The 26,318-nt window shown below is 38.2% G+C and carries 24 protein-coding genes; all 24 read left to right on the forward strand.

The features are described 5' to 3' along the window. The first annotated feature begins 12 nt into the window (after window positions 1-12). The 24 genes from holB to EJN67_RS09615 all read left to right on the forward strand — a co-directional run bounded on the left by holB (window position 13) and on the right by EJN67_RS09615 (window position 26,216). Complete coding sequence (gene holB, locus EJN67_RS09510; protein ID WP_165000827.1) at window positions 13-1,011, forward strand: DNA polymerase III subunit delta'; 999 nt, start codon at window positions 13-15, stop codon at window positions 1,009-1,011. Further along, complete coding sequence (locus EJN67_RS09515) at window positions 1,004-1,900, forward strand: PSP1 domain-containing protein (RefSeq protein WP_129724095.1); 897 nt, start codon at window positions 1,004-1,006, stop codon at window positions 1,898-1,900. The genes holB and EJN67_RS09515 overlap by 8 nt, the downstream gene beginning before the upstream one ends. 69 nt (window positions 1,901-1,969) lie before the next feature. After that, window positions 1,970-2,143, forward strand: a complete 174-nt coding sequence (locus tag EJN67_RS09520) for a DUF362 domain-containing protein (protein ID WP_129724096.1) — start codon at window positions 1,970-1,972, stop codon at window positions 2,141-2,143. Window positions 2,144-2,321: 178 nt separating this feature from the next. After that, on the forward strand, window positions 2,322-3,470 hold the full coding sequence (locus tag EJN67_RS09525; RefSeq protein WP_129724097.1) for a glycosyltransferase family 4 protein: 1,149 nt from the start codon (window positions 2,322-2,324) through the stop codon (window positions 3,468-3,470). Window positions 3,471-3,472: 2 nt separating this feature from the next. After that, a complete protein-coding gene (locus tag EJN67_RS09530; RefSeq protein ID WP_129724098.1) occupies window positions 3,473-4,624 on the forward strand; it encodes a glycosyltransferase family 4 protein in 1,152 nt (383 codons plus the stop codon). Continuing rightward, on the forward strand, window positions 4,621-5,724 hold the full coding sequence (locus EJN67_RS09535; RefSeq protein ID WP_129724099.1) for a glycosyltransferase: 1,104 nt from the start codon (window positions 4,621-4,623) through the stop codon (window positions 5,722-5,724). Before EJN67_RS09530 ends, EJN67_RS09535 begins: the two co-directional genes overlap by 4 nt. Window positions 5,725-5,728: 4 nt before the next feature. After that, window positions 5,729-7,138, forward strand: coding sequence for a sugar transferase (locus EJN67_RS09540; protein ID WP_129724100.1), 1,410 nt, complete (start codon window positions 5,729-5,731; stop codon window positions 7,136-7,138). Window positions 7,139-7,217: 79 nt separating this feature from the next. Next, complete coding sequence (locus tag EJN67_RS09545; RefSeq protein ID WP_341538803.1) at window positions 7,218-7,994, forward strand: ABC transporter permease; 777 nt, start codon at window positions 7,218-7,220, stop codon at window positions 7,992-7,994. Further along, a complete protein-coding gene (locus EJN67_RS09550; protein WP_129724101.1) occupies window positions 7,995-9,287 on the forward strand; it encodes an ABC transporter ATP-binding protein in 1,293 nt (430 codons plus the stop codon). It abuts the gene before it with no gap. Between the two features lie 17 nt (window positions 9,288-9,304). Beyond that, complete coding sequence (locus EJN67_RS09555) at window positions 9,305-10,597, forward strand: class I SAM-dependent methyltransferase (RefSeq protein WP_165000828.1); 1,293 nt, start codon at window positions 9,305-9,307, stop codon at window positions 10,595-10,597. A 10-nt stretch (window positions 10,598-10,607) separates the two neighbouring features. After that, window positions 10,608-11,789 (forward strand): glycosyltransferase family 4 protein, encoded by a 1,182-nt coding sequence (locus EJN67_RS09560; RefSeq protein WP_129724103.1) that lies wholly within the window; start codon window positions 10,608-10,610, stop codon window positions 11,787-11,789. A 23-nt stretch (window positions 11,790-11,812) separates the two neighbouring features. Next, window positions 11,813-12,883 carry a glycosyltransferase family 4 protein gene (locus EJN67_RS09565; protein WP_129724104.1) on the forward strand — a complete coding sequence of 357 codons (1,071 nt, stop codon included), beginning with the start codon at window positions 11,813-11,815 and terminating at the stop codon, window positions 12,881-12,883. 9 nt (window positions 12,884-12,892) lie between these two features. Continuing rightward, window positions 12,893-14,068, forward strand: coding sequence for a glycosyltransferase family 4 protein (locus EJN67_RS09570; RefSeq protein WP_129724105.1), 1,176 nt, complete (start codon window positions 12,893-12,895; stop codon window positions 14,066-14,068). 28 nt (window positions 14,069-14,096) lie between these two features. Then, on the forward strand, window positions 14,097-16,145 hold the full coding sequence (locus EJN67_RS09575; protein WP_129724106.1) for a glycosyltransferase family 39 protein: 2,049 nt from the start codon (window positions 14,097-14,099) through the stop codon (window positions 16,143-16,145). Window positions 16,146-16,177: 32 nt separating this feature from the next. Further along, window positions 16,178-17,167: a glycosyltransferase family 2 protein gene (locus EJN67_RS09580; protein ID WP_129724107.1), complete on the forward strand. Its 990-nt coding sequence runs from the start codon at window positions 16,178-16,180 to the stop codon at window positions 17,165-17,167. Beyond that, the gene (locus EJN67_RS14055; protein WP_165000829.1) at window positions 17,142-17,300 is read left to right on the forward strand and encodes a hypothetical protein; all 159 of its coding nucleotides are present in this window, start codon (window positions 17,142-17,144) and stop codon (window positions 17,298-17,300) included. Before EJN67_RS09580 ends, EJN67_RS14055 begins: the two co-directional genes overlap by 26 nt. Beyond that, complete coding sequence (locus EJN67_RS09585; protein ID WP_129724108.1) at window positions 17,285-18,286, forward strand: glycosyltransferase; 1,002 nt, start codon at window positions 17,285-17,287, stop codon at window positions 18,284-18,286. Before EJN67_RS14055 ends, EJN67_RS09585 begins: the two co-directional genes overlap by 16 nt. Window positions 18,287-18,321: 35 nt before the next feature. Beyond that, the gene (locus EJN67_RS09590) at window positions 18,322-19,221 is read left to right on the forward strand and encodes a lysylphosphatidylglycerol synthase domain-containing protein (RefSeq protein WP_129724109.1); all 900 of its coding nucleotides are present in this window, start codon (window positions 18,322-18,324) and stop codon (window positions 19,219-19,221) included. Between the two features lie 78 nt (window positions 19,222-19,299). Then, window positions 19,300-20,349: a DUF3048 domain-containing protein gene (locus EJN67_RS09595; RefSeq protein ID WP_129724110.1), complete on the forward strand. Its 1,050-nt coding sequence runs from the start codon at window positions 19,300-19,302 to the stop codon at window positions 20,347-20,349. A 30-nt stretch (window positions 20,350-20,379) separates the two neighbouring features. Continuing rightward, the gene (gene gmd, locus EJN67_RS09600; RefSeq protein WP_129724111.1) at window positions 20,380-21,363 is read left to right on the forward strand and encodes a GDP-mannose 4,6-dehydratase; all 984 of its coding nucleotides are present in this window, start codon (window positions 20,380-20,382) and stop codon (window positions 21,361-21,363) included. Next, window positions 21,360-22,307, forward strand: coding sequence for a GDP-mannose 4,6-dehydratase (locus EJN67_RS09605; RefSeq protein ID WP_129724112.1), 948 nt, complete (start codon window positions 21,360-21,362; stop codon window positions 22,305-22,307). The genes gmd and EJN67_RS09605 overlap by 4 nt, the downstream gene beginning before the upstream one ends. Window positions 22,308-22,317: 10 nt before the next feature. Further along, complete coding sequence (locus EJN67_RS09610; protein WP_129724113.1) at window positions 22,318-23,397, forward strand: mannose-1-phosphate guanylyltransferase; 1,080 nt, start codon at window positions 22,318-22,320, stop codon at window positions 23,395-23,397. Window positions 23,398-23,713: 316 nt separating this feature from the next. Then, window positions 23,714-23,857: a hypothetical protein gene (locus tag EJN67_RS14060; RefSeq protein WP_165000830.1), complete on the forward strand. Its 144-nt coding sequence runs from the start codon at window positions 23,714-23,716 to the stop codon at window positions 23,855-23,857. Further along, window positions 23,850-26,216, forward strand: a complete 2,367-nt coding sequence (locus EJN67_RS09615) for a hypothetical protein (RefSeq protein ID WP_129724114.1) — start codon at window positions 23,850-23,852, stop codon at window positions 26,214-26,216. Before EJN67_RS14060 ends, EJN67_RS09615 begins: the two co-directional genes overlap by 8 nt. Window positions 26,217-26,318: the final 102 nt, after the last annotated feature.

Consider the following 26,318-nt stretch of genomic DNA (forward strand, 5'->3'; position numbering starts at 1 on the left):
GTACAAAACAATATGAATTCATTTAAGATACATGGGCAATCCGTGTTGGTTGATAAGCTATCGGGAATAGTATCCAGCGGGAGGATTGCCCATGCATATTTATTTACAGGACCTGAAGGTATAGGTAAAAGGACTATAGCCGATTGGTTTGCCCAGACGATTCTATGCACAGGCCAAACAGACAAGCCTTGCGGGGTATGTCATTCATGTATACAGTACCAGTCGGGAAACCATCCTGATGTAGTATATGTAGAGCCGGAAGGCAATAAGATAAAAGTAGATTCTATACGGGATAATGTGATAACTGCCGCCCATGTGAAGCCCTATCAAAGCAGATATAAGATATTTATGATAGATGATGCCCACACTATGAATGTTAATGCCCAGAATGCCCTTTTGAAAACATTAGAAGAACCCCCGGACTTTGTTATTATAATGATGATGTCGGATAATGATAACAGTATGCTTCAAACGGTGCTGTCAAGGTGCCAGAGGATTCCTATCCCGCCTTTATCTGATAGTGAGATATGCCAGATAATAAAGGAAAATGTTGAAATATCAGAGGAAGACGCCTTTGTATATGCCAAATTATCAGAAGGGATACCGGGGAGGGGTATTAAATTAGCCGGATCTTCTGATTTTCGTAATCTTCGGAATGGGGTACTTGATATTATGGTAAAGATGTTTAATATACCTATGTGGGAAGTCTTTGAGCATACCAGTTTCTTTATAGAGAACAAGGAAGATATGGGAACTATTTTGGATATATTATTGCTTTGGCTAAGGGATATAATGGTATATAAAGAGACTGGCGATGATAGACTCATTCTAAATATGGATAAAATATCTTCCATAAGGCAGGAGGCAAAACTCTTTACAATAAACGGTATACAATGTATGATAGAAGAAGTGGAAAAAACTAAAAAAATGTTAGATAGTAATACAAACTATCAACTTACAATAGAAAACCTACTTATGGCTTTTAGAAGGGAGAAGGGGCAATATGCTTAAGCAGCTAGTTGCAGGCGTACGTTTTAAAAAAGCAGGAAAAATCTATTATTTTGCTCCCAATGATATAGAACTTTGTGCAGGCGACCATGTAATAGTGGAGACTGCAAGGGGTATAGAATATGGTGAGGTAGTGGTAGCGCCTAAATATGTTTCTGAAGATGATATAGTATCTCCACTAAAAAATGTTATTCGTAAAGCTACTCAAGAGGACGAAGATAAGGTTCAGGACAATTTAAATAAGGCAAAAGATGCCTTTGATATATGTATAAAGAAGATAGAAGAGCATGATTTGCCAATGAAACTTATAGATGTGGAATATACATTTGACAATAATAAGATAATATTCTATTTCACTGCAGAGGGCAGGGTGGATTTTAGAGAGCTAGTAAGGGATTTAGCATCCATATTCCGCACCAGGATAGAGCTTAGACAGATAGGCGTAAGGGATGAGGCCAAGATGGTAGGCGGTCTTGGAATATGCGGTCATAATATGTGTTGCTGTGCATTCTTGGGAGAATTTGATCCCGTATCTATAAAGATGGCAAAGGAACAGGGTCTTTCCCTTAATCCCGCCAAGATTTCCGGTGTATGTGGAAGACTTATGTGCTGCTTGAGATATGAGCAATGTACCTATGAAAAGGCTAGGAGAAAAATGCCCCGCGTGAATGCAGGGGTCATTACAAGCTATGGTCATGGGACTGTAGTAGAAACCAATGTACTACTTGAGACTGCCAAGGTAAAAGTCCTCTTAGAGGATGGTACCTATGAAGTATTGGAATTTAAAGTAGATGATATAGAAGTACTGAAAAACCAGGCTGCTTCTGAGGATATAGATATTGAAATCGACGAGGAATTAGATGAAGAAATAAAATCTTTATTAGATGATTGAAACATTGTATAAACAATGATAAAATGATGTCGATGTTTTGGGGATCCAATGTAAGGAGGTGAGGTCTAAATGGCTCACAAGATTAGCGAGGAATGTATTGCTTGCGGAGCATGTCAGGCAGAATGCCCTGTAGATGCAATCTCTGAAGGTGATGGTATTTATGTAATAGATGCTGACACTTGCATTGATTGTGGTGCTTGTGCAGATGTTTGTCCGGTAGGTGCTCCACAGCCCGAAGAATAATAAAAAGGGACCTGATCGTTTATATGCGATTGGGTTCTTTTTTTGTTATAGCGTCACATTTCAAGGTAAAGGTTACAAATATTAAGATACTAGGTCCGCAAGGAGTATGGTATAATATACGGGGTAAAAAAACAGGCTATTATAATAGTCAATATATAAGGATATAAAGGTGTATATTATGAGAATTGCTATAGAGATACAGCCCATTTTAGAAAAACATATGACTGGAGTAGGCTTTTATACCTACGAGATGGTGAAAAGGTTAAGGGATTTAAAAGCTTTAGAAGATGAGTACTATCTTTTGGGTATGGATTTTTTTAATAATGCCAATAGATTGGATCCATATCTTGATAAAAAGGTAGAGCTTAGGACAAATGGCATGATGCACTATGGCATATACAGACGTATATGGCATCTAATGCCATTTTTAGATTATGGCAAATTTTTTGGTACTGAGGCCGATATATTTCATTTTTTTAATTTTGTATCCCCACCCTATGTAAAGGGTAAGACCATAGTTACGGTATATGATATGGTATATAAGATGTTTCCCGATACTATGGAAAAGGCCAATTATAAAAAGCTAGATAGGAATCTTAAAAGCTCATGCGATAGGGCAGATGCCATACTTACCATATCAGAGAACAGCAAAAGGGAGATAGTAAGGTTTTTAAACGTACCGGAGGAAAAGGTATTTATCATAAATCCTGCTGTTGACCATTATATATATAGACCCATAGATGATATGGATGAAGTTGGGCGGGTAATAGATAAATACAATCTGCCGGATAAATATTTTCTATACCTTGGGACATTGGAGCCTAGGAAAAACATAAAATCCATAATAGAGGCATTTAAGATACTGAAGGACAGGCATAATTCAGATTATGGACTTGTCCTAGCAGGAAAAAAGGGATGGATGTACGATAGCATATTTGAGATGGTAAAGAGGCTGGAGCTTGAGGATAGTGTATTTTTTCCAGGATATATAGATGATAGTGATAAGCCATATTTATATGCTGGTGCAAGGGCATTTTTATTCCCTTCATTATATGAAGGCTTTGGCATGCCACCCCTTGAGGCAATGGCATGTGGTACCCCTGTTATTGTATCGAATACATCGTCTCTGCCAGAGGTAGTTGGGGACGCAGGGATCATGATACCCCCCAACGATATTGAAAAAATGAGTGATAGCATGTATAATATTGCACAAGATTATGAAAATTATAGCGATTTAAGGCAAAAGGGACTAAGGCAGGCTGATATGTTTAGCTGGGACAAGTCTGTAAAAGAGCTTTTATCCCTCTATAGCCTCATGGGGAGATAGATATGGAAAAATATAAAATGGCCATAAATGCCCTTATAATGGATGAGAAAAAAGCAGGTATTGGGAGTTATGTATTTGAGCTTTTAAATGAAATAAAAAATATACCCATTGATTTTTCTATAGATGTGCATATACAACAACATATGAAGCAATATTTTGATGATACACCTAATATTACCTTTGTTTCCCATGGAGATTTTTCATCCAGTAAAAGGAGAATTCTATACGAGCAGCTAAGGATGCCGCATGTATATAATAATGAAGGTTATGCACTGGTGCATTTTGTAGATTATCTATCTCCCGCTTTGCCCATCCGTGCAAAGCGGTTATTTACTTTACATGATTTATCATTTTTTAAGCTTCCCGAATGCTTTACAGCAGGTAGTAGGCATATAAAGCAGTTTTTTACCGATTGGGGAGTAAAAAGGGCCAGTGGTATAATATGTGTATCACAAAATACCAAGGATGACCTGTTAGATAGATACCCATTTATCAAGGAAAAGGATGTATATGTGATAAACCTTGGGGTAAATAGGAATATAAAGTTTACTAAAGATGACAAAAAAAAGAAAAATATATTGCATAAATTCGGAATAGATGATAGGTTTATATTGTATGTAGGCACATTGGAGCCTAGAAAAAATGTGGAGAGAATAGTTAAGGCCTATGGGATAGCAGTAAGGCAGGGAGGCATCCCTCAAAAATTAGTGCTTTGCGGTAAAGAGGGATGGAAGGCCGAAGGGATATTTAAGGCTATAGAGGATAGCGGATTAGAGGATCGCATAATAATAACAGGGTATGTATCAGATGATGAATTACCATATTTTTATAATGCCGCAGATATGTTTGTATACCCCTCCATATATGAAGGGTTTGGCCTACCGCCCCTAGAGGCAATGTCCTTTGGTGTGCCAACCATAACATCTAATACATCTTCACTTCCTGAAGTGGTGGGAGATGGGGCTATTACCGTTAATCCATACGATGAAGGGGAGATTGCCCTGGCAATTACAGATGTATTAAAAGATCCTCATAAAGCTAGTATGCTGGCTGAAAAGGGTAAGGGTAGGGCAGCGGGGTTTAGCTGGTACACTACTGCAAATGAGACTGTAGAGATATATAAAAAAATACTTATGGAGGATAATTACAGTTGAAAGTAGCGATTGTTCATGACTGGATAACCTGTCCTGGGGGGGCAGAGACAGTTATAAAGGAGATGCTTGAAGTCTTTCCCCAGGCACATATATATACATCCATATATAATGAGGATGTTATGGGCGGGTATTTCGGAGATACCCCCATATATACATCATTTATAAACAAAAAGCCCTTTGCAAAACGGAAACATTCCATATACTTAAACTATATGCCAAAGGCGTTTGAGAGCTTTGATTTAAATGGGTATGACGTGGTGATATCTTCGTCGACTAGCTGTGCAAAGGGTGTAATCACCGATGCCAATACCCTTCATATATGTTACTGCAATACGCCCATGCGCTACGCCTGGGATATGTATTTTGACTATATGGCAGGGGTCAATCCAATAGCTAAGGGGTATATAAAGAGATCCCTACATAAAATTCGCATATGGGACGTAGTATCGGCAAACAGGGTGGATTATTTTATAGCTAATTCCCATAATATAGCAAGGCGGATAAAAAAACACTATAGGCGGGGGTCTTATGTGATATACCCACCGGTGGATACCAGTATAGGTATGGAGAAAGGGATATCAGATGAAGGTTATTATCTAGTATTATCTAGGTTGGTAAAATATAAAAGGATAGACTTAGCAGTTTTGGCATTTAATAAGCTGAACAAACCATTGGTGGTGGCGGGAGAAGGGCCGGAGCTTGACAATCTAAAGGCTATGGCTAATCCTAATATAAAGTTTGTAGGTAGGATATCAGATGAGGAAAAGATAGATTATTTTAGAAGGTGTCGGGCTTTTGTATTTCCTGGTGAAGAGGATTTTGGTATAACTCCAGTAGAAGCCCAGGCCTTTGGAAAGCCGGTTATAGCCTATGGTAAGGGTGGTGCACTGGAAACGGTAATAGACGGTAAAACCGGTGTGTTCTTCTACGATCAGGATGCAGATAATCTAGCTGATGCGGTGGACAGGCTGGAGGGGCTGGAGTTTAACCCAGAGGCAATAAGGGAAAATGCCCTTAAATTTGATAAAGGGGCATTTAAAAAGCAATTGGAGGATTTTGTGATGGACAAGTATCGTATTTTTAATACAGAAGAGTGGTGAAATTATGTTAGCACCAAAACATTCTATACGAAAGCGATGGATAATGCTCCTGGATGTTATTTTGACCATAATATCGTTTATACTTGCGTATTATACCAGGACTTTTGATATATTTCATAAACACGGAAAGCTATATGATTTTGAACAGTACACATGGTTATTGTGGGTGATAATACCCACTTGGCCCATAATACTAAAGCAGTTTGGACTATATAATGGGGTTATACACGGTGATATAAAAAAACTAATAGGTGCCCTTATGAAGACCGTTATAGTAGGTTCTCTCATATTAGCATCTGCAATATTTATAACCAAACACGCCCTTTTTAGTCGTTTATTTGTAGGTTTTTTTATAGTATATAATTTTACATTCCTATTAGTAGAAAAATTAACTTTAAGGCACCTTTATATGAAAAAGCGGGACAAGGTGCGTGGAAGCAGATTAGCCCTCGTTTCCACTGATGAAGGTGTAGTAAAATTTTTGCGCCTTATGGAGCTGGAAGAGGATATAAGGGTAAGCATAGCAGGGTATTTTAGCATAGATAATGGTAGGGACACCATTGAAGGTATACAGTGTTTAGGGCCAATTGACTGGCTGGGGAATTATATAAAGAATCAGCCCATAGATGAGGTTATATTTATACTGCCAAAGGATTATATAAGCGAGATAGAACCATATATTGCAGATTGTGAAGAGATGGGCATAACGGTGCATATGCTTTTGGATCTATACAATCTCAAGATATCAAAAACCAAGGTGAGCTATTTAGGTCATATACCCCTGCTTACATTTTATACGGTGACACTAGATGAGGGCGCCCTTTTATTGAAACGGATACTCGATATTATAGGGGCTATAGTAGGACTTATAATAACAGGTATATTGTTTGTAATATTTGCACCCATTATAAAAAAGGAATCTCCGGGTCCGGTATTTTATTCCCAACCCAGGGTGGGCAAAAATGGCAGGGTATTTAAGCTCTATAAATTTAGATCTATGTACCAGGATGCCGATGAACGCAAGAAGGAACTGGAGCATCTTAATATGATGAAGGGTGCCATATTTAAGATAGAGGATGATCCAAGGATAACCAAGATAGGTAAGTTCATGCGTAAATATAGCTTAGATGAATTTCCCCAGTTCTATAATGTACTAAAGGGCGATATGAGCCTGGTAGGGACACGTCCCCCCACCCTTGAAGAGGTGGAGCATTATGAAAATTGGCATAGGAGGCGTCTTAGCATAAAACCCGGCATAACGGGGATGTGGCAGGTAAGTGGACGCAATGAAATAGAGGATTTTGATGAAATAGTAGCTTTGGATGTAAAGTATATAGACAACTGGTCCATAGCCCTTGATCTAAAGATAATATTCAAGACCATAGGTGCGGTGTTTAATAAGACGGGCATGTAATATTTTACATTTGTTTACTTTTATATGGCTATATGATAAAATTATAAGTTGTTTAAGTAAAGGTGGCGAAACTTTTTATATGATAAAGGATATAAAGGATGTATATAGTTACAGGGAGATGCTTAGAAGCCTGGTTAAAAAGGATTTGCGTACTAGATACAAGGGCTCCTTTTTAGGTTTTCTATGGACATTTGTAAATCCCCTATTGCAGCTTGTGGTTTATACGGTGATATTTTCTACCATAATGCGTATGAATATAGATAAATTCTATATGTTTTTGTTTGTGGCATTAGTACCTTGGATATTTTTTTCTACATCGGTACAGCTTAGCACAAGCAGTATAGTTGGGAACAAGGAACTGGTAAAGAAGATATATTTTCCTAGGGTAGTGCTGCCTATGGCAGTGGTTAATTCCGGATTTATGAACATGCTTTTTTCTTTTGTAATAGTACTAATTGCCGTTTTAATATCTGGTATTGGCATAAACTGGACTATAATATATTTACCCCTTGTAATGTTGGCTGAGTACATACTTACATTGGGTTTTTCCATACTCTTCTCTGCCCTTAATGTATATTTTAGAGATCTTGAACATCTCCTAGGTATAATACTTATGGCGTGGTTTTATTTTACGCCCATAGTATTTCCGGTTGAGATGATACCTGCAAAATATTTTAAGCTGTTTATGCTAAACCCAGTAACCCATGTAATATTGCCCTACAGGGATATACTCTATTACGGAGTGGCACCTGATATTAAGATGATAGGGATTAGTATACTCATAGGCTTATTGCTTCTTATATTCAGTTTTGAAGTATTTGATAGATTACAGAAGAATTTTGCGGAGGAGATCTAGATGGTAGTCATAAAAGCGAAAGATGTATGGAAAAAGTACAGGATATATTACGATAGGGGTACTACCTTAAAGGAGAAGGTATTATTCAGGAAGAGGAATAGATATGAGGACAGATGGGTATTAAAAGGCGTAACGCTGGATATAGAAAAGGGTTGGGCTGTAGGTCTTATAGGTGAAAACGGCTCAGGGAAAAGTACCCTGCTTAAATTGTTTACCAGAATAATATATCCCAATAAAGGTGCTATAGAGATGACAGGCAAGGTGGCGAGTCTCTTGGAACTGGGAGCCGGGTTTCACCCGGATATGACAGGGCGGGAGAATATATATACCAATGCCTCTATATTTGGACTTACAAAGGAAGAGATAGATGCACAGCTGGATGATATAATAGCATTTTCAGAGCTTGAAGAGTTTATAGACAATCCTGTGCGTACATACTCCTCAGGTATGTATATGCGCCTAGCCTTTGCAGTGGCTATAAACGTAAAGGCCGACATACTCCTAATAGATGAGATATTGGCAGTTGGTGATGTGAATTTTCAGAAAAAATGTTTTAACAAGCTGAAGGAGCTAAAAAGGGAAGGTACTACAATAGTAATAGTATCCCATGATCTATCTAGCATAGAAAATATGTGTGATATGGCAGTATGGCTCAATAAGGGCGAGGTAAAGGCTATAGGTAATACCAAGCAGGTAATAGATGATTATATGCAGTACATGAATAGAAAACGGGAGATTGCCATAGAAAAGGAGCATGGACAGCATGAAGATCAGGGGAAACAACAGAAGAATGATGAGGGTAAGCAGCCTCTTAAGAGTGCTGAAGCCAAATCTAACGAAGACGATGGGGTAAAATGGGTAGACAATGCGAAGCGTTGGGGTAGTCGTGATATAGAGATAATTAATGTAACGATGGTAGATGATGGGGGAACAGAAAGACACAGTGTAAACTGGGGTGATAGGGTGTGTATACGTATATCCTATAAACGCCACAGACCAGTAGATGAGCACGTATTTGGTATAGGTATAACAAATCAAGATGATATACATTGCTATGGGACTAATACAGATATAGACGGTATAGAGATAGAAGAGATAGAGGACGAGGGTATTATAGATTTTGTAATTGATAAGATGACTTTAGTTGAAGGTAGATATTTCATAGATGTTGCTGCTCATGCAAAAGATGGGAGGGCGTATGACTATAGAAGGGGTATTTATGAATTTATGGTGGTGTCTCCCATAAAGGATGTAGGAGTAGCAAGGCTAGGGCATGAATGGATATTAAAATAAACATGCGGGGTGATAAAATGAGTGATGATTTTTTGGAAATAAGGGATGATACCGTAGATGTTCAGGAGATAATGGCGGACATAAGAAAGAGCCTTAAAGAACGGGGTATACATGAAGAGGACTTTCCTAATGTACTATCCTTTGTAGGTCAGGGCGGTATGCCTGGTGAAAGTATACAGGATGATATGCTGACGATAAATAGTGAATGGGAGGTAGTGGCAGATAGGCCTATTACGTCCCATAGAAAGGTTTTGGGGCCTATTATAGTGTTCTTTAAAAAGGCGATTAGAAAGTGTCTTAGATGGTACATAAACCCCATTGTTGATAAACAGCGAACATTTAATGCTGCTATTGTACGGGTTATAAATAGTATAAAAGGCAGTCAAGATGAAACTCAGGCTAGAATAGCCCAGCTGGAAGGGGAAATAGGCAGGTTGCAGCAGGAACTAAATGCAGGGGATACTATTAGGCGTATGCAGGCTGTAGAGGATAATATACGCGGAATAAATAAAGGCATGCAAAAGCAAAAGGAAATATCCCTTATAACTTCAGAGCGGGTAAGGCGCATAGAAGGTGCCTTAAAGAGAGAAGGGCGTATAGAGAATGGGACATCGTCAATTCCTGAGGTGCAATATGAGGATGCAGATATAGACTATTTTCTATTTGAACAGATGCATAGGGGCAGTCGTGAGGAGATAAAGGATCGACAAAGGGTATACCTTAAATATTTTGAAGATAAAGAGCATATATTGGATATTGGTTGTGGACGAGGTGAATTCATAGAACTTCTCATGGATGAAGGTAAGACTGACGTAAAGGGAATAGACTTAAATGATGATATGGTAATCTATTGCAAAGAACAGGGCTTACCAGTGGAAAAGATAGATGCTTTAAGTTATTTAAAGGAAATACAGCAAGGGGAAGTGGAGGGTATATACATGGGACAGGTGGTAGAACACCTATCTCCTGCTGATATGGTACGCATAATACGTATGGCCTATGAAAAATTAGCAAAAGGTGGGGTATTTATAGCAGAGACAGTAAATCCCATGTGTTTATCCGTATTTGCCAATGCGTTTTATGTAGATCCTTCCCATGTAAAACCTGTTCATCCTTTGACTTTGGAATTTATAATGCAGACTCAAGGGTTTAGAAATGTTGAAACTATATATCTCTCAGAGATAAAGGAAAAACTTCCGCAGATTAAGGGAAATGGAATAAGTAACGCAGATGAATTTAATAAGGGTATAGATAGACTAAATAACCTTTTATTTAGCAATCAGGACTATGCTATAATAGGTTGGAAATAGGGATGATGATATGAAGAAGATAGCATTTGTACCTCCGTGGTTTGGATTAAAAATTCCTGGGGGAGCAGAGGCTGCCTGCCGGGATATAGCATTTCATTTGAAGGATGCGGGGGTAGAGGTAGAAATACTGACTACTTGTGTTGAGAAGTTTGCAAGTGATTGGAATGTAAATTACTATAGACCAGGGGTTGAGATTATAGAAGGGATCCCTATTAAGAGATTTAAGGTAACAAAAAGGGATACAAAGGCATTTGATAGGGTAAATGCAAAACTCATAAAGGGTATGCCGGTTACATTGGAAGAAGAGGAGATATTCTTCCGTGAGATGGTAAATAGTGAGGCCCTCTATAAATACATAAGAGAAATGCAGGGAGACTATGACGCATTTATATTTATACCATATATGTTTGGTACTACGTATTATGGGGTAAAGGCCTGTCCGGAAAAGAGTATCCTTATTCCCTGTCTGCATGATGAGAGCTATGCCCATTTGAAAGGTATCGAAGAAATATTTAAATGTTCACAGGGAATGGTATTTTTATCCCGACCTGAGATGGAACTGGCTGAAAGGCTCTATGATATAGGTGATAAAAAAAGGCAGGTAATAGGTGTAGGGATTGATACCAAAACAAAGGGTAATAGGGAGCGATTTATAAAGAAATATGGGATAAAAAATCCCTTTATACTATATGCTGGTAGGAAGGATGCTGGGAAAAACGTAGATACCCTTTTACAGTATTTTCAGGCGTTTTTGGCCATGAATCCAGGGGCAAATCTTGATTTAGTGCTTATAGGAGGCGGGAGCATAGATATACCTGAGGCTATAAAAGATAGGGTATGGGATCTGGGGTTTGTGCCAATAGAGGACAAGTATGATGCATATGGGGCAGCAACCCTGTTGTGCCAGCCATCCCATAACGAAAGCTTTTCCATAGTAATTATGGAGAGTTGGATAGAGGGGACCCCCGTTTTGGTAAGTGCAAAATGTGATGTTACTAAGGATTTTTGTATACAATCGAATGGCGGACTGTATTTTAAGAATTACTATGAGTTTGAAGCATGTGTAAATTTTTTTATAAAAAATACACATATAGCCGCGAGGCTGGGAAAGCAGGGCAAGGGCTTTGTAGAAAAAAATCTATCATGGGATGTAGTAACAGCAAAATATAAGACTTTTATAGAAGGACTGTAAAATAGATAGGTGGAGGAATTTATATGTGGCGAGTAGACCAAATAATGCCAACAATTGTATATGGAGATGCAGTAAGTAATCATGCATTGGCCCTTAAGGAGATACTGCATAGTATGGGGTATAAGTCGGAGATATATGCCCAGAATATTGGTGAATCTTTGCGCCACAGTGTGTATAATGTAGATGATTATAAGGCGACTGGCGAAAAAAATGCAGTTATATACCACATGTCTACTGGTACTGATCTTAACTATAAGATAAGGGATTTAAAGGTAGATAAGAAGATTATGATATATCATAATATAACACCTCCAGAATATATGATGCACTATAGTTTGAGGGATTACAAAATTGTAAAGGCTGGGCGAGAACAGCTGAATATTTTGAATGATTCTTTTGATTATGTATTTGGAGATTCGGAGTACAATTGCAAAGAGCTTTTGGATCTGGGATATGAAAAAGTAGAGCATTTACCCATACTTATTCCATATAGTGACTATGAAAGACAGGCTGATAAGGATATTATGGAGAAATATACAGACGGTAACGTAAACATACTATTTGTAGGGCGTATTGCGCCTAATAAAAGGCAGGAAGATATAATAAAAACTTTTTATTACTATAAGAAATATATAAATCCAGGGGCAAGATTGTTTCTGGTAGGTTCATATGAGGGAATGGAGAGGTATTATAATGCCCTTTTAGACCTTGTAAATGCCCTCGATATTGAAGATGTGTATTTTACCGGGAAGGTACCATTTAGCCATATATTAGCATATTACAGGGTAGCGAATGTGTTTTTATGTATGAGTGAACATGAAGGGTTTTGTGTACCCCTTATAGAGAGTATGTATTTTAATGTGCCCATAATAGCCTATAATGCAGCAGCCATACCGTACACCCTAGATGGAGCGGGCATACTTATAAATAAAAAGGATTATATAATGACTGCTGAACTGATCAATAGGCTTGTAAATGATAAGACTCTTAAAGATAGGCTTGTTCATAATGGACGACGTAGATTGGAGTATTTTTCATACGATAATATTTCAGATATGTTCAAAAGACATATACAGAGTATACTTGGGAACTAGGTGTATAATATGAGAAAAAAATTAGCGTTTGTGGTTCAAAGGTATGGAGAAGAGGTAAACGGTGGATCGGAACAATATTGTAGGCAAGTAGCTGAGAAATTATCAAGCTTTTATGATGTAGAGGTCTTGACCACCTGTGTTGTAGACTATAACGAGTGGAAAAATAAATACAAGGAAGGTTTATATAGTGTAAACGGTATAAGGGTCAGAAGGTTTGCAGTAGATAAAAAGAGGGAACGGAGGGCATTTGACGCTTTATCAGCAAAAGTATATGGTCATAGGAGTTTTGATAATGTAGGTGATGAGATTAGGTGGATGGAGCTGCAAGGTCCTCATTGTCCAAGACTTATAGATTACATAAAGTATAATAGGGATAAATATGATGTATTTATATTTATGACTTATCTTTACTATACGACTTTTTTTGGATTGCAGCAGGTACCGGAGAAGTCCATGTTAATATCCACTGCACATGATGAACCGCCTATATATCTGGATATTTTTTATCCACTATTTCATCTTCCTCGGGCAATGGTGTATCTTACAGAGGAAGAAAAGGCATTTGTAAACAAAAAGTTTAACAATGACTACAAACCTTCTGATGTGGTGGGAATAGGCATAGATGTGCCACAGGATGTAAACCCTCAAAGATTTAGGGAAAAACATGGAATAGATGATGATTATATAGTATATGCAGGTAGGATAGATCAGTCAAAAGGATGTGACGAGCTTTTTGAATATTTCATACGGTATAAAAGGGAGCATCAATCAAATTTAAAGCTGGTCATGATGGGTAAGCCTGCCATGGATATACCGAAGCATAAGGATATACTGCCTTTGGGCTTTGTAAGCGAAGAGGACAAGTATGATGGTATGGCGGGAGCTAAATTATTGGTGCTTCCGTCTTATTTTGAGAGCTTATCTATGTCAGTGCTAGAGAGCCTAGGACTTGGAGTGCCGATACTGGTAAATGGCAGGTGTGATGTCTTAAAAGGGCATTGTATAAGGAGCAACGCCGGGTTTTATTATAGGGGCTATTATGAGTTTGCAGAGTGCATAAATGTGCTTTTAAAAAAGACTGATATATACAATAAGATGAGTAAAAATGGACTCTTTTATGTATCATTCCATTATACATGGGACAGGGTGATGGATAAGTATAAAGCTCTTATAGATGAGTTGTAGAAATACATAAACATAGGAGAGGGATATCATGGATGTAGTTTTATTTTTGGTATTATGTGTTATATTGTTTTTGTTTTTAATACCCATTATAGGGAAAAAACAAATATTCAAAGATATGGGGCAGGTACTGTTTTCTGCCTTATCATTTGCGGTTATTATAGTATGGGTTGAGGCTTTTTTGTTAGTTTTATTTAATAAGTACTCCCTTTTAAGGTTAGATATCTTACTAATAATTACAGCGATTTTTGTTATTATTATGTCCCGAAAAGGCGGGAGGTGGCAAGTACCATCAGGTTTTATAAGGCATGATAAGTTCAATATTATTATACTGATCTTTTTTGTACTTATATCCTATTTATATCTTGCTTATCCCACTTATTATATTATAGGTGGGCGGGATCAGGGAGTATATAGTTCCTTAGGGGTATACATATCACGGACTGGAGGACTACATATACATGATGATTTTTTAACTGATAATTATGATGTTGTAGGTGATGTGCTAAGGTTGGGTTATCCAGGTTATTATTCAGGATATGAATATAGTCTTTCTAGTCAGCCGGGGCGATTGATACCGCAGTTTATGCACCTTTTTCCTACTGTGTTGGCCATAGGCTATGATATAGGCGGTATGCCTGTGATGTTTAGAATGAATGGTGCCATAGGAATAATATCACTTTTAGCGATATATTTTTTCTGTACGCAGTTACTGGATAAAAAAGTGGCATTTTTAGCGACAGTTGCACTGGCGTTTAACCCATCTCAGATTTGGAATGCAAGGATAACTCAAACAGAGGTATTATCCCAGTTTTTACTCTTTTTCGCTCTGTTTTTGCTGGTATTTGCCTATAAAAAAGATAGACGGAGTTTTACATGGCTAAGTGGTATAATATTGGGGCTTAACTGCCTAAATCGTATAGATTGCCATGTTTTTGGCATAGGGGTATTTGTATTTGTCATATATATGGCCATAATAAGTAGGGAAAAGCTCCGGTTTGCCTTTGAATTTGGCTTGTCATACGCTTTGGCAGCCCTATTGTCTTTGACATATGCGTATTTTTATAGCTATCCATATTTTGATGATTTGTGGCATAGGGCATCGCTAAAACCCCTTGTAATGATAAATGTTTTATTATTCATAGTAGCTGCTTTGGTTGTGATTATTGCCTATATATTCAAAAAACAGGACAAAGGGGATAAGCATGAGATAAGAAATAGATATAAAAGATTTTTATATATAAAACGACATCATATCGCTGCTATTTTAGTGGTTCTGCTAATAGGATTATTTCTATATGCATATTTTGTTAGACCGTATATTCTACCGATTGGTACGGATATAAATTCAGAAGAGCATTTTACTGCCAATGCCATGGTGGAATTTGGCTGGTATATACCTGAGGCTATCACACTTATGGCCATATTAGGGGTAATACTTCTTATAAAGGAAACTAATATAAATGCCTATGTGGTATTTATAGTTATTGCCATGGCAAATATAGTGGGATATATATATAAGCCCAGTATTACACCTGATCACATATGGGCTTCACGTAGGTGGATAGCAGTAAGTATACCTTCCATAATAATATTTGCAATGGCAGGGATGGAGAGGATAAGTAGGTCATCTACTTCCCATAGAAGGGTGCTTTTATGGGTATTTACATCCTTTATGTTGACATTTTTTTTGTATCAATCCGTCATATTTATAAAAACTCCCATGCTTCGGGATTACAAGGGACAATTTGATGATTTGGCAGAGCATATTCCCGGGGATGAAGTCTTTATAACCAATTCAGGTCAACTGGCAACACCCCTTAGGATAGTATATGATAAGCCTGTGTATGAGGTAAGGGGAGATTACAATCAGGATGCACTATATGATATGGTAAAGCATTTTGGCAAGGTGTATACTATAGGGTGGCTGCCCGAAAATATGGAGGACAGACTTGATATACAAAAGGTCTATCATTTAGAATTTAACGGAAAGTATCTACAAAAGGTGAGGGGGGCATACCCTAAACAAATTATAGATAGGAAATACAATGGAGATCTTTATATATTAACTGCTAAATAATTATTTTAAATACACTAAGGAGGAGGTTATCCATGAAGCTGATTATTCAGATACCATGTTATAATGAAGAAAAGACTTTGCCTATGACCATAGGCGATTTGCCCACTTCCATTCCAGGGGTGGACGAGATAGAGTATTTAATAATAGATGACGGGAGCAGTGATCGAACTGTAGAGGTGGCAAGGAAATTGGGAGTACACCATATAGTGAGATTTCCCAATAATAGAGGACTTGCAAAGGGTTTTATGGCGGGAATAGATGCTTGCCTTCGTGTAGGAGCCGATATAATAGTAAATACCGATGGTGATAATCAATACAATGGCCATGATATACCCAAGCTTATAAAGCCAATACTTGACGGCAAGGCTGAAGTGGTGGTAGGGGATAGGCAGACAGATACCATAGAACATTTTTCACCTACCAAGAAAAAGTTGCAAAGATGGGGCAGTGGCGTGGTTAGAAGGGCGTCAAAGACCAATGTAGCAGATGCCCCCAGTGGTTTTAGGGCATATAGTAGGGAGGCTGCCTTAAAATTAAATGTAATATCAGAATACTCATATACTTTGGAAACATTGATAGAAGCTGGCAGGCGTAAGGAAGCCATTGCCAATGTGCCTATAGGTACAAACGAAAAACTTAGGGAATCAAGGCTGTTTAAGAGCATGTGGCAGTATGTGAGAAAATCCGGTTCTACGATTATAAGGACCTATACCATGTACAAGCCTCTGAAGATATTCCTAAACTTAGGATTTATAATGTTTTTAATAGGTTTTATAATAGGCTGTAGATATCTATATTTCTTTTTTAACGGTGAAGGGGCAGGACATGTTCAATCCCTCATACTGGCTGCTATAAATATCATTACCGGATTTCAACTAGGGGTACTTGGGCTATTAGCAGATGGTATTGCTGCCAACAGACGTATAAATGATGAACTATTATACAGGTTAAAAAAGATGGAATACGACGGAGTAGTATTAAGGAGTCAAGGAAAAGATGAAGAACGAAAAGAAGACGCTTAAAAATATCTTTATATTTGTAATAATACCAGTTGCCATAATAGCTCTATTGCTTTTAAATGGCAGGCTAGCGTATAGAAAATATAAGCCTGCTGAGATGGGATATAGGGAGCAGATAATATGGCAAATAGCTTAGTAGATATTGTAAAGGGCAAGAGGGTATTATATATAGCTACAAAAAATATGGACTATCTCAGGCTACAGCAGGAGATAGACATAATAAGGGAATATGCTGCCGATGTAACTGTAATCGGCAGCACCCATAAGGGCTATGGAAGGCGCATAATGAAGGCGGTATGGGATATATGGCATATTGACAAAGATGATTTTGATGTGGTATTTGTAGGCTTTTTGCCCCAGACCATAGTGCCATTTTTTCATTCCCTCTTTAAGGACAAAACATTGATAGTGGATTTTTTCATATCACTTTATGATACATTGGTATTTGATAGAAAAAAATTCGGTGAAAATAGCCTTAGGGCCAAAATCGTAAAATGGTACGATGATCGTACCATCAAAAAGGCAGATCATATAATAGTTGATACAAAGGCTGATGCCAAATATTTTGCAAAGATACATAATGCCCCCATGGAAAAGATGGAGGTTTTATATCTAAAGGCTGATACTTCCATATATTATCCCATGGAGGTTAAACGCCCTGAGGAGCTTAAAGACAAGTATATAGTATTATACTTTGGCAGCATATTACCGCTTCAGGGTGTAGAGGTTATACTAGAGTGTGCATCCATGATGGAGGATATTAATGATATATATTTTATAATGATAGGTCCCATAAATGACGATACCTATAAAAAATATAGCCATTTAAAGAATATAGAGTTTATAAACTGGCTATCCCAGGAGGAATTGGCACAGCATATAGCCATGGCAGATTTGTGCCTATCCGGCCACTTTAATAAGGATATAGACAAGGCAAGGCGTACCATAGCGGGTAAGACATATATATACAGGGCTATGGAAAAGCCGGTGGTGCTGGGAGAAAATGCAGCAAATCGTGAACTATTTAATGAAAATATGGAAGGGGTATACTTTGTAGAGATGGGGAGTCCTGTAGCCCTTAGGGACAAAATACTTAAAGTGTACAGGGGGTGTAGACCATAAAGATAAAAAAGAGCAAGCTTATAGGGCTAATACTAATGATCATTTCTTTTATATTTATAGCCCGGGAGATAACAAAGCTTGATATTACAAATATACATTTTGAGGATCCTGCTAAGTCATTTTTTTATGTATTTTTATTTTCAATTGCATTTGTAGTATCGGTATGTATAGGTGCCTATGGCTGGGGGCTTATACTGCAGTTTATAAATGGTAGCCATATAGATTATCATATAACAATGCCGGTATACACAAAGGCCAATGTGGCAAAATACCTGCCTGGAAATGTGATGCATTATGCAAGTCGTAATGTATTGGGAAACAAGCTGGGCTGGAAACATGGGAATATCCTTTTAAGCAGTATATTGGAGGTAATACTTATATTCTTAAGTGCTGCAATATTTTCTGCCATATTTGCACATCAGGCATTTATTGATGTGGTTAAAAAGGCGTATGATGCTTTAAACAAAAAGGGTCTAGGTATTTTGATCCCCATATTAATAATTTTACTGGTAGGTATTATAATATACATTCTTACCAAGCCAAAATATGCAGATAAGATAAAGAGATATTTTACACTTGATTTTCTAAAGCTGTTTCTAAAGACCTTCTTTATATATACTGCTACATTCATCATAATGGGTGCCATACTAATCGGTATATACAAGGGAGTATTGGGTTATGAAATGACATTAAAAAATGCGATGACCATATTTACGGCATCGGTTTTATCATGGTTTGCGGGATTCATAACCCCGGGGGCTCCAGGGGGATTGGGTGTAAAGGAATCCATAATGATACTCATGCTATCACCTGCCTATGGTCGTGAGGCCACCTTGATGGCTGCACTTATCCACAGATTGGCATCTATAATTGGGGATCTTTTGGCATTTGTAGTTGGCATTGTTGTGGACAAGCGAAAAAATCAGGTTGAATAGGTATCTATATATAGGGTATAATTAAAGAAACTTGCCAGATGATTATACTATTTTTAAGGGAGGGGATAGGGCGTAGACATGAAGTATATGAAATTAGGGGTAATACTCAGTCTATCCATAATGCTTGCTGCATGCAGCAGGCCATATGTAGAGGCTGATAAGGATATGATGGATATAGATAACACTGACACAATAGAGGATAGTATTTCGCAGGATGATGGGGACAAGGTAGTGGAAACTGTGGATATAAAGGGTGGTAATATATGTCCTTTAACAGGTATTCCATATGAGGGTACATATAAGCCGGTTGCCATCATGATAGAGAATTCACCAAAGGCTAGACCACAATCGGGGCTTTCAAAGGCGGATATAGTGTATGAAGTACATGCAGAAGGTGGAATTACAAGATTTATGGCACTATTTCTGTCAAATATGCCGAACAAGGTAGGCCCTATAAGGAGTGTACGTCACTATTACATGCAACTGGCGCAGGAATGGGACGCATATCTCGTGCATTATGGTCAGTCCTTTATAGCAGAGGAACAGTTTGATAAAATAAATGTAAAACGTTTAAATGGCCTTAATACGAACAAGCCCTTCTGGAGGGACAAATCCAGGAAGGCACCACACAATGTATATATAGATGCACTAAAATGCCAGGACAAAATAGACTTTGACCAAACGGCAAGGGGCTTTAGCTTTTCTGATGATTATCCAGATGGTGGACTAGCATATGAAAAGATTGTCTTGCCATTTAATGATTCCTATTCGAAGGTAGAGTATATATATGATGATGAAAAAGGCCAGAATATGAGATATAACGGAGGCAGGGCTAGTATAGACCAGGAGACGGGCAAGCAGCTCTCCAATAAAAATATAATAGTGCAGTATGCAGAGCATTCCATATTGGAACCAGGTGCTGGATATAGGGATGTTAAGGTGTTTGGCAAGGGGCGGGCTGCCTATTTTATAGATGGCAGGTACTATGAAGGTACATGGTCCCGCAAAAATGCGGAGAAACCTACTGTATATTATAATGAAGAGAATATCCCCATTACACTAAAACCGGGTAATACATGGATAGAGATAGTACCTGACGATATGGAAGTCTCTATACAACTTAAATAACAAATTTAAGAAAAAAAGGAGTAGATGAATATGAAAAGTGCGTTAATAACTGGTATAACCGGACAGGATGGTTCATATCTTGCAGAACTTTTACTATCAAAGGGCTACAAGGTATATGGTATAAGGCGCAGATCCAGTGATAATCATTATGGTACTGTAGCACATTTGAAGGATAAGATAGAGTTTATATATGCAGATATGACGGATCTACCATCCCTTATCAAGGCAGTGGAGATTGCACAGCCCGATGAGGTATATAATTTGGCTGCCCAGTCATTTGTTCAGACATCATGGGAGCAGCCCATACTTACTGCTGATATAGATGCCCTTGGGGTTACCAATATACTTGAAGCCATTCGTATGGTAAAGCCCGATGCAAGATATTATCAGGCATCTACCAGTGAGATGTTTGGTAAGGTACAGGAGATGCCTCAAAGGGAGACTACCCCTTTTTATCCCAGAAGCCCATATGCAGTTGCTAAGGTATATGGTCATTGGATAACTATAAACTATAGGGAGAGCTATGATCTGTTTGCATGCTCTGGCATACTCTTTAACCATGAATCACCTAGAAGGGGACTTGAGTTTGTTACCAGAAAGGTAACCGATGGTGTAGCACGCATAAAGCTGGGGCTCATGGATGAGATCCGCATGGGCAACCTAGATTCCAAGAGGGATTGGGGTTTTGCAGGGGATTATGTATATGCTATGTGGCTGATGTTACAGCAGGATGCGCCTGATGATTATGTAATAGCTACAGGAGAGACCCGTACTGTACGGGAACTTTTGGAGACTGCATTTAGTTATGTAGATCTTGACTATAAAGATCACGTAGTTGTGGATCCAAAGTTTTTCCGCCCTGCAGAGGTAAAGATACTCTTAGGCGATGCTACAAAGGCAAAGGAGAAGCTTGGTTGGAAGCCAAAGGTATCATTTGAACAGATGATACACATGATGGTAGATGAAGATCTAAAACGTGTACAAGCCGAGATAGACGGAGGCCTATCAAAATGAAGGCCCTTGTAACCGGTATTTCAGGTTTTGTAGGCGGATATTTAGGTGAAATGCTTCTCGACAGGAATATAGAACTATATGGGACAAAATTAGAGGGGGAGCAAGTGCTCCCCCATATCAATAAGTATGCCAATATTATGGATGTGGATCTTCGGGATAAGGATAGAGTATATAGCATTATAGAGGATGCAAGGCCTGATTTGGTATTTCATTTGGCTGCCCAAAGTTCTGTTTCAGCTTCATGGAAAAGGCCGGATATTACAATGGAGATAAATATGGGGGGCACTATAAACCTTTTAGATGCCACGAGAGCAGTAAATCCTGCTGCCCGGGTACTTATAATAGGCTCTAGCGAGCAGTATGGGCGGATAAGGGCTGGAGATGTACCAATAGGAGAGGATATGCCTCAAAATCCTGTAAATCCCTATGCTGTAAGCAAGGCATCCCAGGAGATGCTAGGGAAGGTATATGCAGATGCCTATGATATGGACATAGTAATGGCAAGACCGTTTAATCATACAGGCCCAAGACAGCAGCCCATATTTGTAATACCTGATTTTGCTCATCGTATAGCACTTATGGAAAATAAGACTATGGATCCGGTATTGATGGTAGGCAACTTAGATGCAATACGGGATTTTTCCGATGTGCGGGATGTGGTGGAAGGTTATTTTTGTCTTATAACCAAAGGTAAAAGGGGAGAGGCATACAATATAGGATCGGGCAAGGGGTTTTCAATAAGGGAGATATTAAAAAAGCTTCTTGAGATGTCCAGCGTGGATATAGAGGTTGTTATGGACCAAAATCGTTTGAGACCGTCGGACACGCCTATTCTCATATGTGATAATACTAAGATAAAAACGCAGGTAGGATGGCAACCTAGGATACAGTTAGATAAGACTTTGTCTGATGTACTTGAATACTTCAGACAAAATATAGCGTGAGGTGATAGAAATGAAAGCAGTAGGACTTATAATGGCAGGCGGGAGTGGGACGCGGTTTTGGCCTATTTCAAGGAGACTTTATCCAAAGCAGGCTTTAAAGCTAATAGATGATCGTGAAATGATAAACCTTACAATAGATCGTTGTGTACCGTTTATTGAGAATAAAGATATGCACATAATAACCAATGAAGAGCAGAGGCCTCTCCTTACAGATCTGGTAAAGGGGAGACTTAATAAGGAGAATATATTTGCAGAGCCATGCCCAAGGAATACCGCACCATGCATACTCTATTCTATATTAAAGATAAAAAAGATATATGGTGATGTGGTGGTGTGCGTGCTCTCATCTGACCACTATATAAAGGATGAAAAAAGATTTCGTGAGATACTTAGGTATGCATCGGAGTATGCATATGAAAATAAAAAGATAGTTACTATGGGGATAGTTCCCACATTTCCAAGTACGGGATATGGATACATAAAGAAGGGTCAAAGGGCTGAATTTGAATCAAGCAGCATCTATCATGTGGATAAGTTCGTTGAAAAGCCCAATGAAGAGCTGGCAAAGACATATATGGATTCAGGTGAATATCTATGGAATAGCGGTATGTTTGTATTTAAGATATCCACAATGCTTGATAATTTTCAAAAATATCTCCCTGAGATGTATGGAGAGATGATGAAGATATATGACCATATGGGGGCGGGAGATGAAGATAAATATCTAAAAGATGTATTCCCCAAACTCGAAAAGATATCCATAGACTTTGGTATAATGGAAAAGGCAGATAATGTAGCCGTTATCCCCGGGGACTTTGGCTGGAGTGATGTAGGCACATGGGACTCCCTAGAGGATATATTAGAAGCCAATGAAGATGGCAATGTGGTACATGGAGATCATGTGGGGATAGATACAAAGAACTCTGTGGTATACAGTGAAGGCCAGCTAATTGCCACTATAGGGCTGGAGGATGTGGTAATAGTGAGTACTAAGGATAGCATACTGGTATGCAAGAAGGACAGGGTGCAGGATATAAAGGATCTGGTACAAAAGTTACAAAATGATGAAAGTTTCCAAAGGGTATTGTAATTTTTCTATGTGTTGGATATAATGATACTGTATTGTACATTATATCCATTTTTTTTGGCAGTATATGACATGGACGAGAATTGGAAAGACACCAAAGGGAAATGTCAGGCATTATGGAATAAGTTTGAATAGTGCATATTGCACAATGAAAATGAGGAAGATTTTGGCCAAAAAACTATTGACGCAAAAGCTAGATAGTGTATAATAAATAGTAAAGCATGGTTATATGTGCAATGCTTGGCCTTGTAGGTAGAAACTACATACAACGGAACACATTGGCGGCTTAAAATATGGCGGGGTAAGAGGAGTCGCAAACTTGATAGTTTGTGAAAGGGGTGGTGATTACAAAGAGGCTGAGGCACACAAAGCCTATTTGGTAATTCAAAGGAAGAGTTCCAATCTATATGCACAATCAATTAAACTACAAACTACTAAAAAAGGAGTGAATTTACTTGGTTAACAAGAAACGCGTTTCCAAAGTGTTAGTATTCGTGCTTTTGATAGGCACATTATTGAGCAGTGTAGCATTTGCTGCTGACACCAAAGATTATGTTATCGACAAGGATATCAAGATTTCAACTAAAGCACATATCCAGTCATTTGGTGATAGAGAATTTGAAACCGATGACAAGGGTGTTTTAGAATTCGGTACTACCGGTAAAGCAAAGAGGCTAGAAGAATTTGCACTTAAATTAGAAGGTGCTCCTAAAGATATGGCTATCGAGTATAGAGTTCATGGTCAATCTTATGGTGATATGCCTGCTGAGGCTGACAAGTGGATAAGAGGCGACAAAGAAATTGGCAGCAGAGGTAAAGCTAAGAGAATCGAAGGTATTCAGATTCGTTTAGTTAATACCGAGACTGGTAAAGCATACGAAGGTTACTCAGTAGAGTATCAGGTTCATATGCAATCCTTCGGTTGGGGTGTTAACAAGACTGATAAAGGTGACGTTTGGGCAAAAGACGGTGAGTTCGCAGGAACAAAAGGTCTATCAAAACGTCTAGAAGCTGTTCGTGTAAGAATTAAGAAGGAAGACGAACTAAAAGTTAAGTCAGTAAGTGCTATTACCTCTAAAAGCTTAAAAGTAGAATTTAACCGTGCTATTGATACAGAAGGAGTTACTTTCTCTGTAAAACGTGGCTCTGCGGTAGTTGTTTTAGATGTTACATTTAGTGAAGATAAAAAATCAGCTATACTTTCATCACCAACTCCACTAGTTGCTGGTGAATACACAGTTGTTGTAAATGGTGGGAAATTTGAAGAAGGTTCTAATTCTGCAACTGTAAAAGTTGAAGCAGAAAAAGAAACTTCATTAACAATCTTAACTGAGTCAGTTCAAAAAGTCGCTGATGCTAAAGTAGCGTTCGAAGTTAGAAACCAATATGGTGAAGTAATGAATGTAGTATCTAGTAACGTAGTCGCTACTGGTTATGACAAAACTGCTAAAGATTCAACTAACACTGCTGGACCTGTAACATTTAGCCCTGTCGCTGGTAAGACTCAATTCCAAGCTGACTTAACTGGTGCTTCAATTGGTGTTGGCGATGAAATCCTATTAACTCTTTCTTACAAAGGATTAACAGCTACTAAAACATTGAAAGTTGAAGAAGCTTCTGCTTTATCAACTTTACAATTGGCAGCTCCTTCACCACTACAAGGTAAACAACGTATAACTGTTGGTGAAACAATTGAGTTACCATACACAGCTAAAGACCAATATGGTGTAGACGTAAAATTACCTGCTACAGCTGCTAACGCTGATAGTGTCGATAACCAAGAAAGAATTGGTGACTATTTATTTACATCTTCAAATCCATCAGTAGTTGACGTTGATTCAATTACAATTGACTCTGAAGGAAAAGCATCATTCGTTGCTGCTGGATCAGGTACAACAAAAATCACTGCAGTTAACGTGAAAACAGGTGACGTTACGTCTGTTGATGTACAAGTTTCTGCTCCTGCAACTGAGGATTCAATCGTATTAACGGCTCCTACAAAACTAGTTGCTGCTGGTGAAAAAGTAAAAGTTCCATTTGTTGTATATGACCAATTTGGCGGAACAATTTCTACAGCAAACTTAAATACATCAAATATTACTTTAGCTTCTAGTAACACTAGTGTTGCAACTGTAGCTTGGAACGGAAAAGAGATTGAAATTACTGGCGTTGGTGCAGGAACTGCTGAGATTACTGCAACTATCGGTACAAAGGTAGCTAAATTCTCTATCGATATTCAAGAAGCTGCTCGTCCAGCAAAAATTACAGGAGTTAAAGATTTAGCTACTGTATTAACTGAAGGTTCAGTTTCAACAATCGACCCTTCTAAAGTAGTTGTAAAAGACCAATATGGTCGTGATTATAAATTAAAAAATAATGAAGGTATTGCTGTTTATGTAAAAGATGGCTCTGAAACTTCAGTAGATGTTCAACATACTGTTGGTGACGTAGCTGGTACTGCTCTTGCATCTGCTGGTGTAGTTACTGCTGATGGCACTACAAGTACTGTAACTCTTACTGGTAAGGCAACTGCTGGTACTGAAACTGTTGTTTTACAGCTTGTTTCTAATACAGGAGATGTATCAAATACTGCTATTGCTGGTGGCTCTTTTGAAGTACAAGTAACTACTAAAGCTCAAGCTGATGTCACTTCTTATGAAATTAAAGAAATTCCAACTTTATTTGCAGTAGGTGGTACTGATTATACTAGCAGCTATGCAAAAGCTATTGAAGTAGTTGCTAAAGATGCTTCTGGTAATGTTGTAGCTCTTCCTGCTTCAGCAGTTAAATCTGTAACGTTACTACTCAGGCATTCCCATTGAAGTCGCCCTGTGCTAATATGTAACCATGATCATTGACCTTCATATTATTAAAAAAGAGTAACTTTAATAAAGGGATATCGCCGATATCCCTCACTTCTAACA

It is taken from the genome of Xylanivirga thermophila (assembly GCF_004138105.1).
Lineage (GTDB): Bacteria > Bacillota > Clostridia > Caldicoprobacterales > Xylanivirgaceae > Xylanivirga > Xylanivirga thermophila.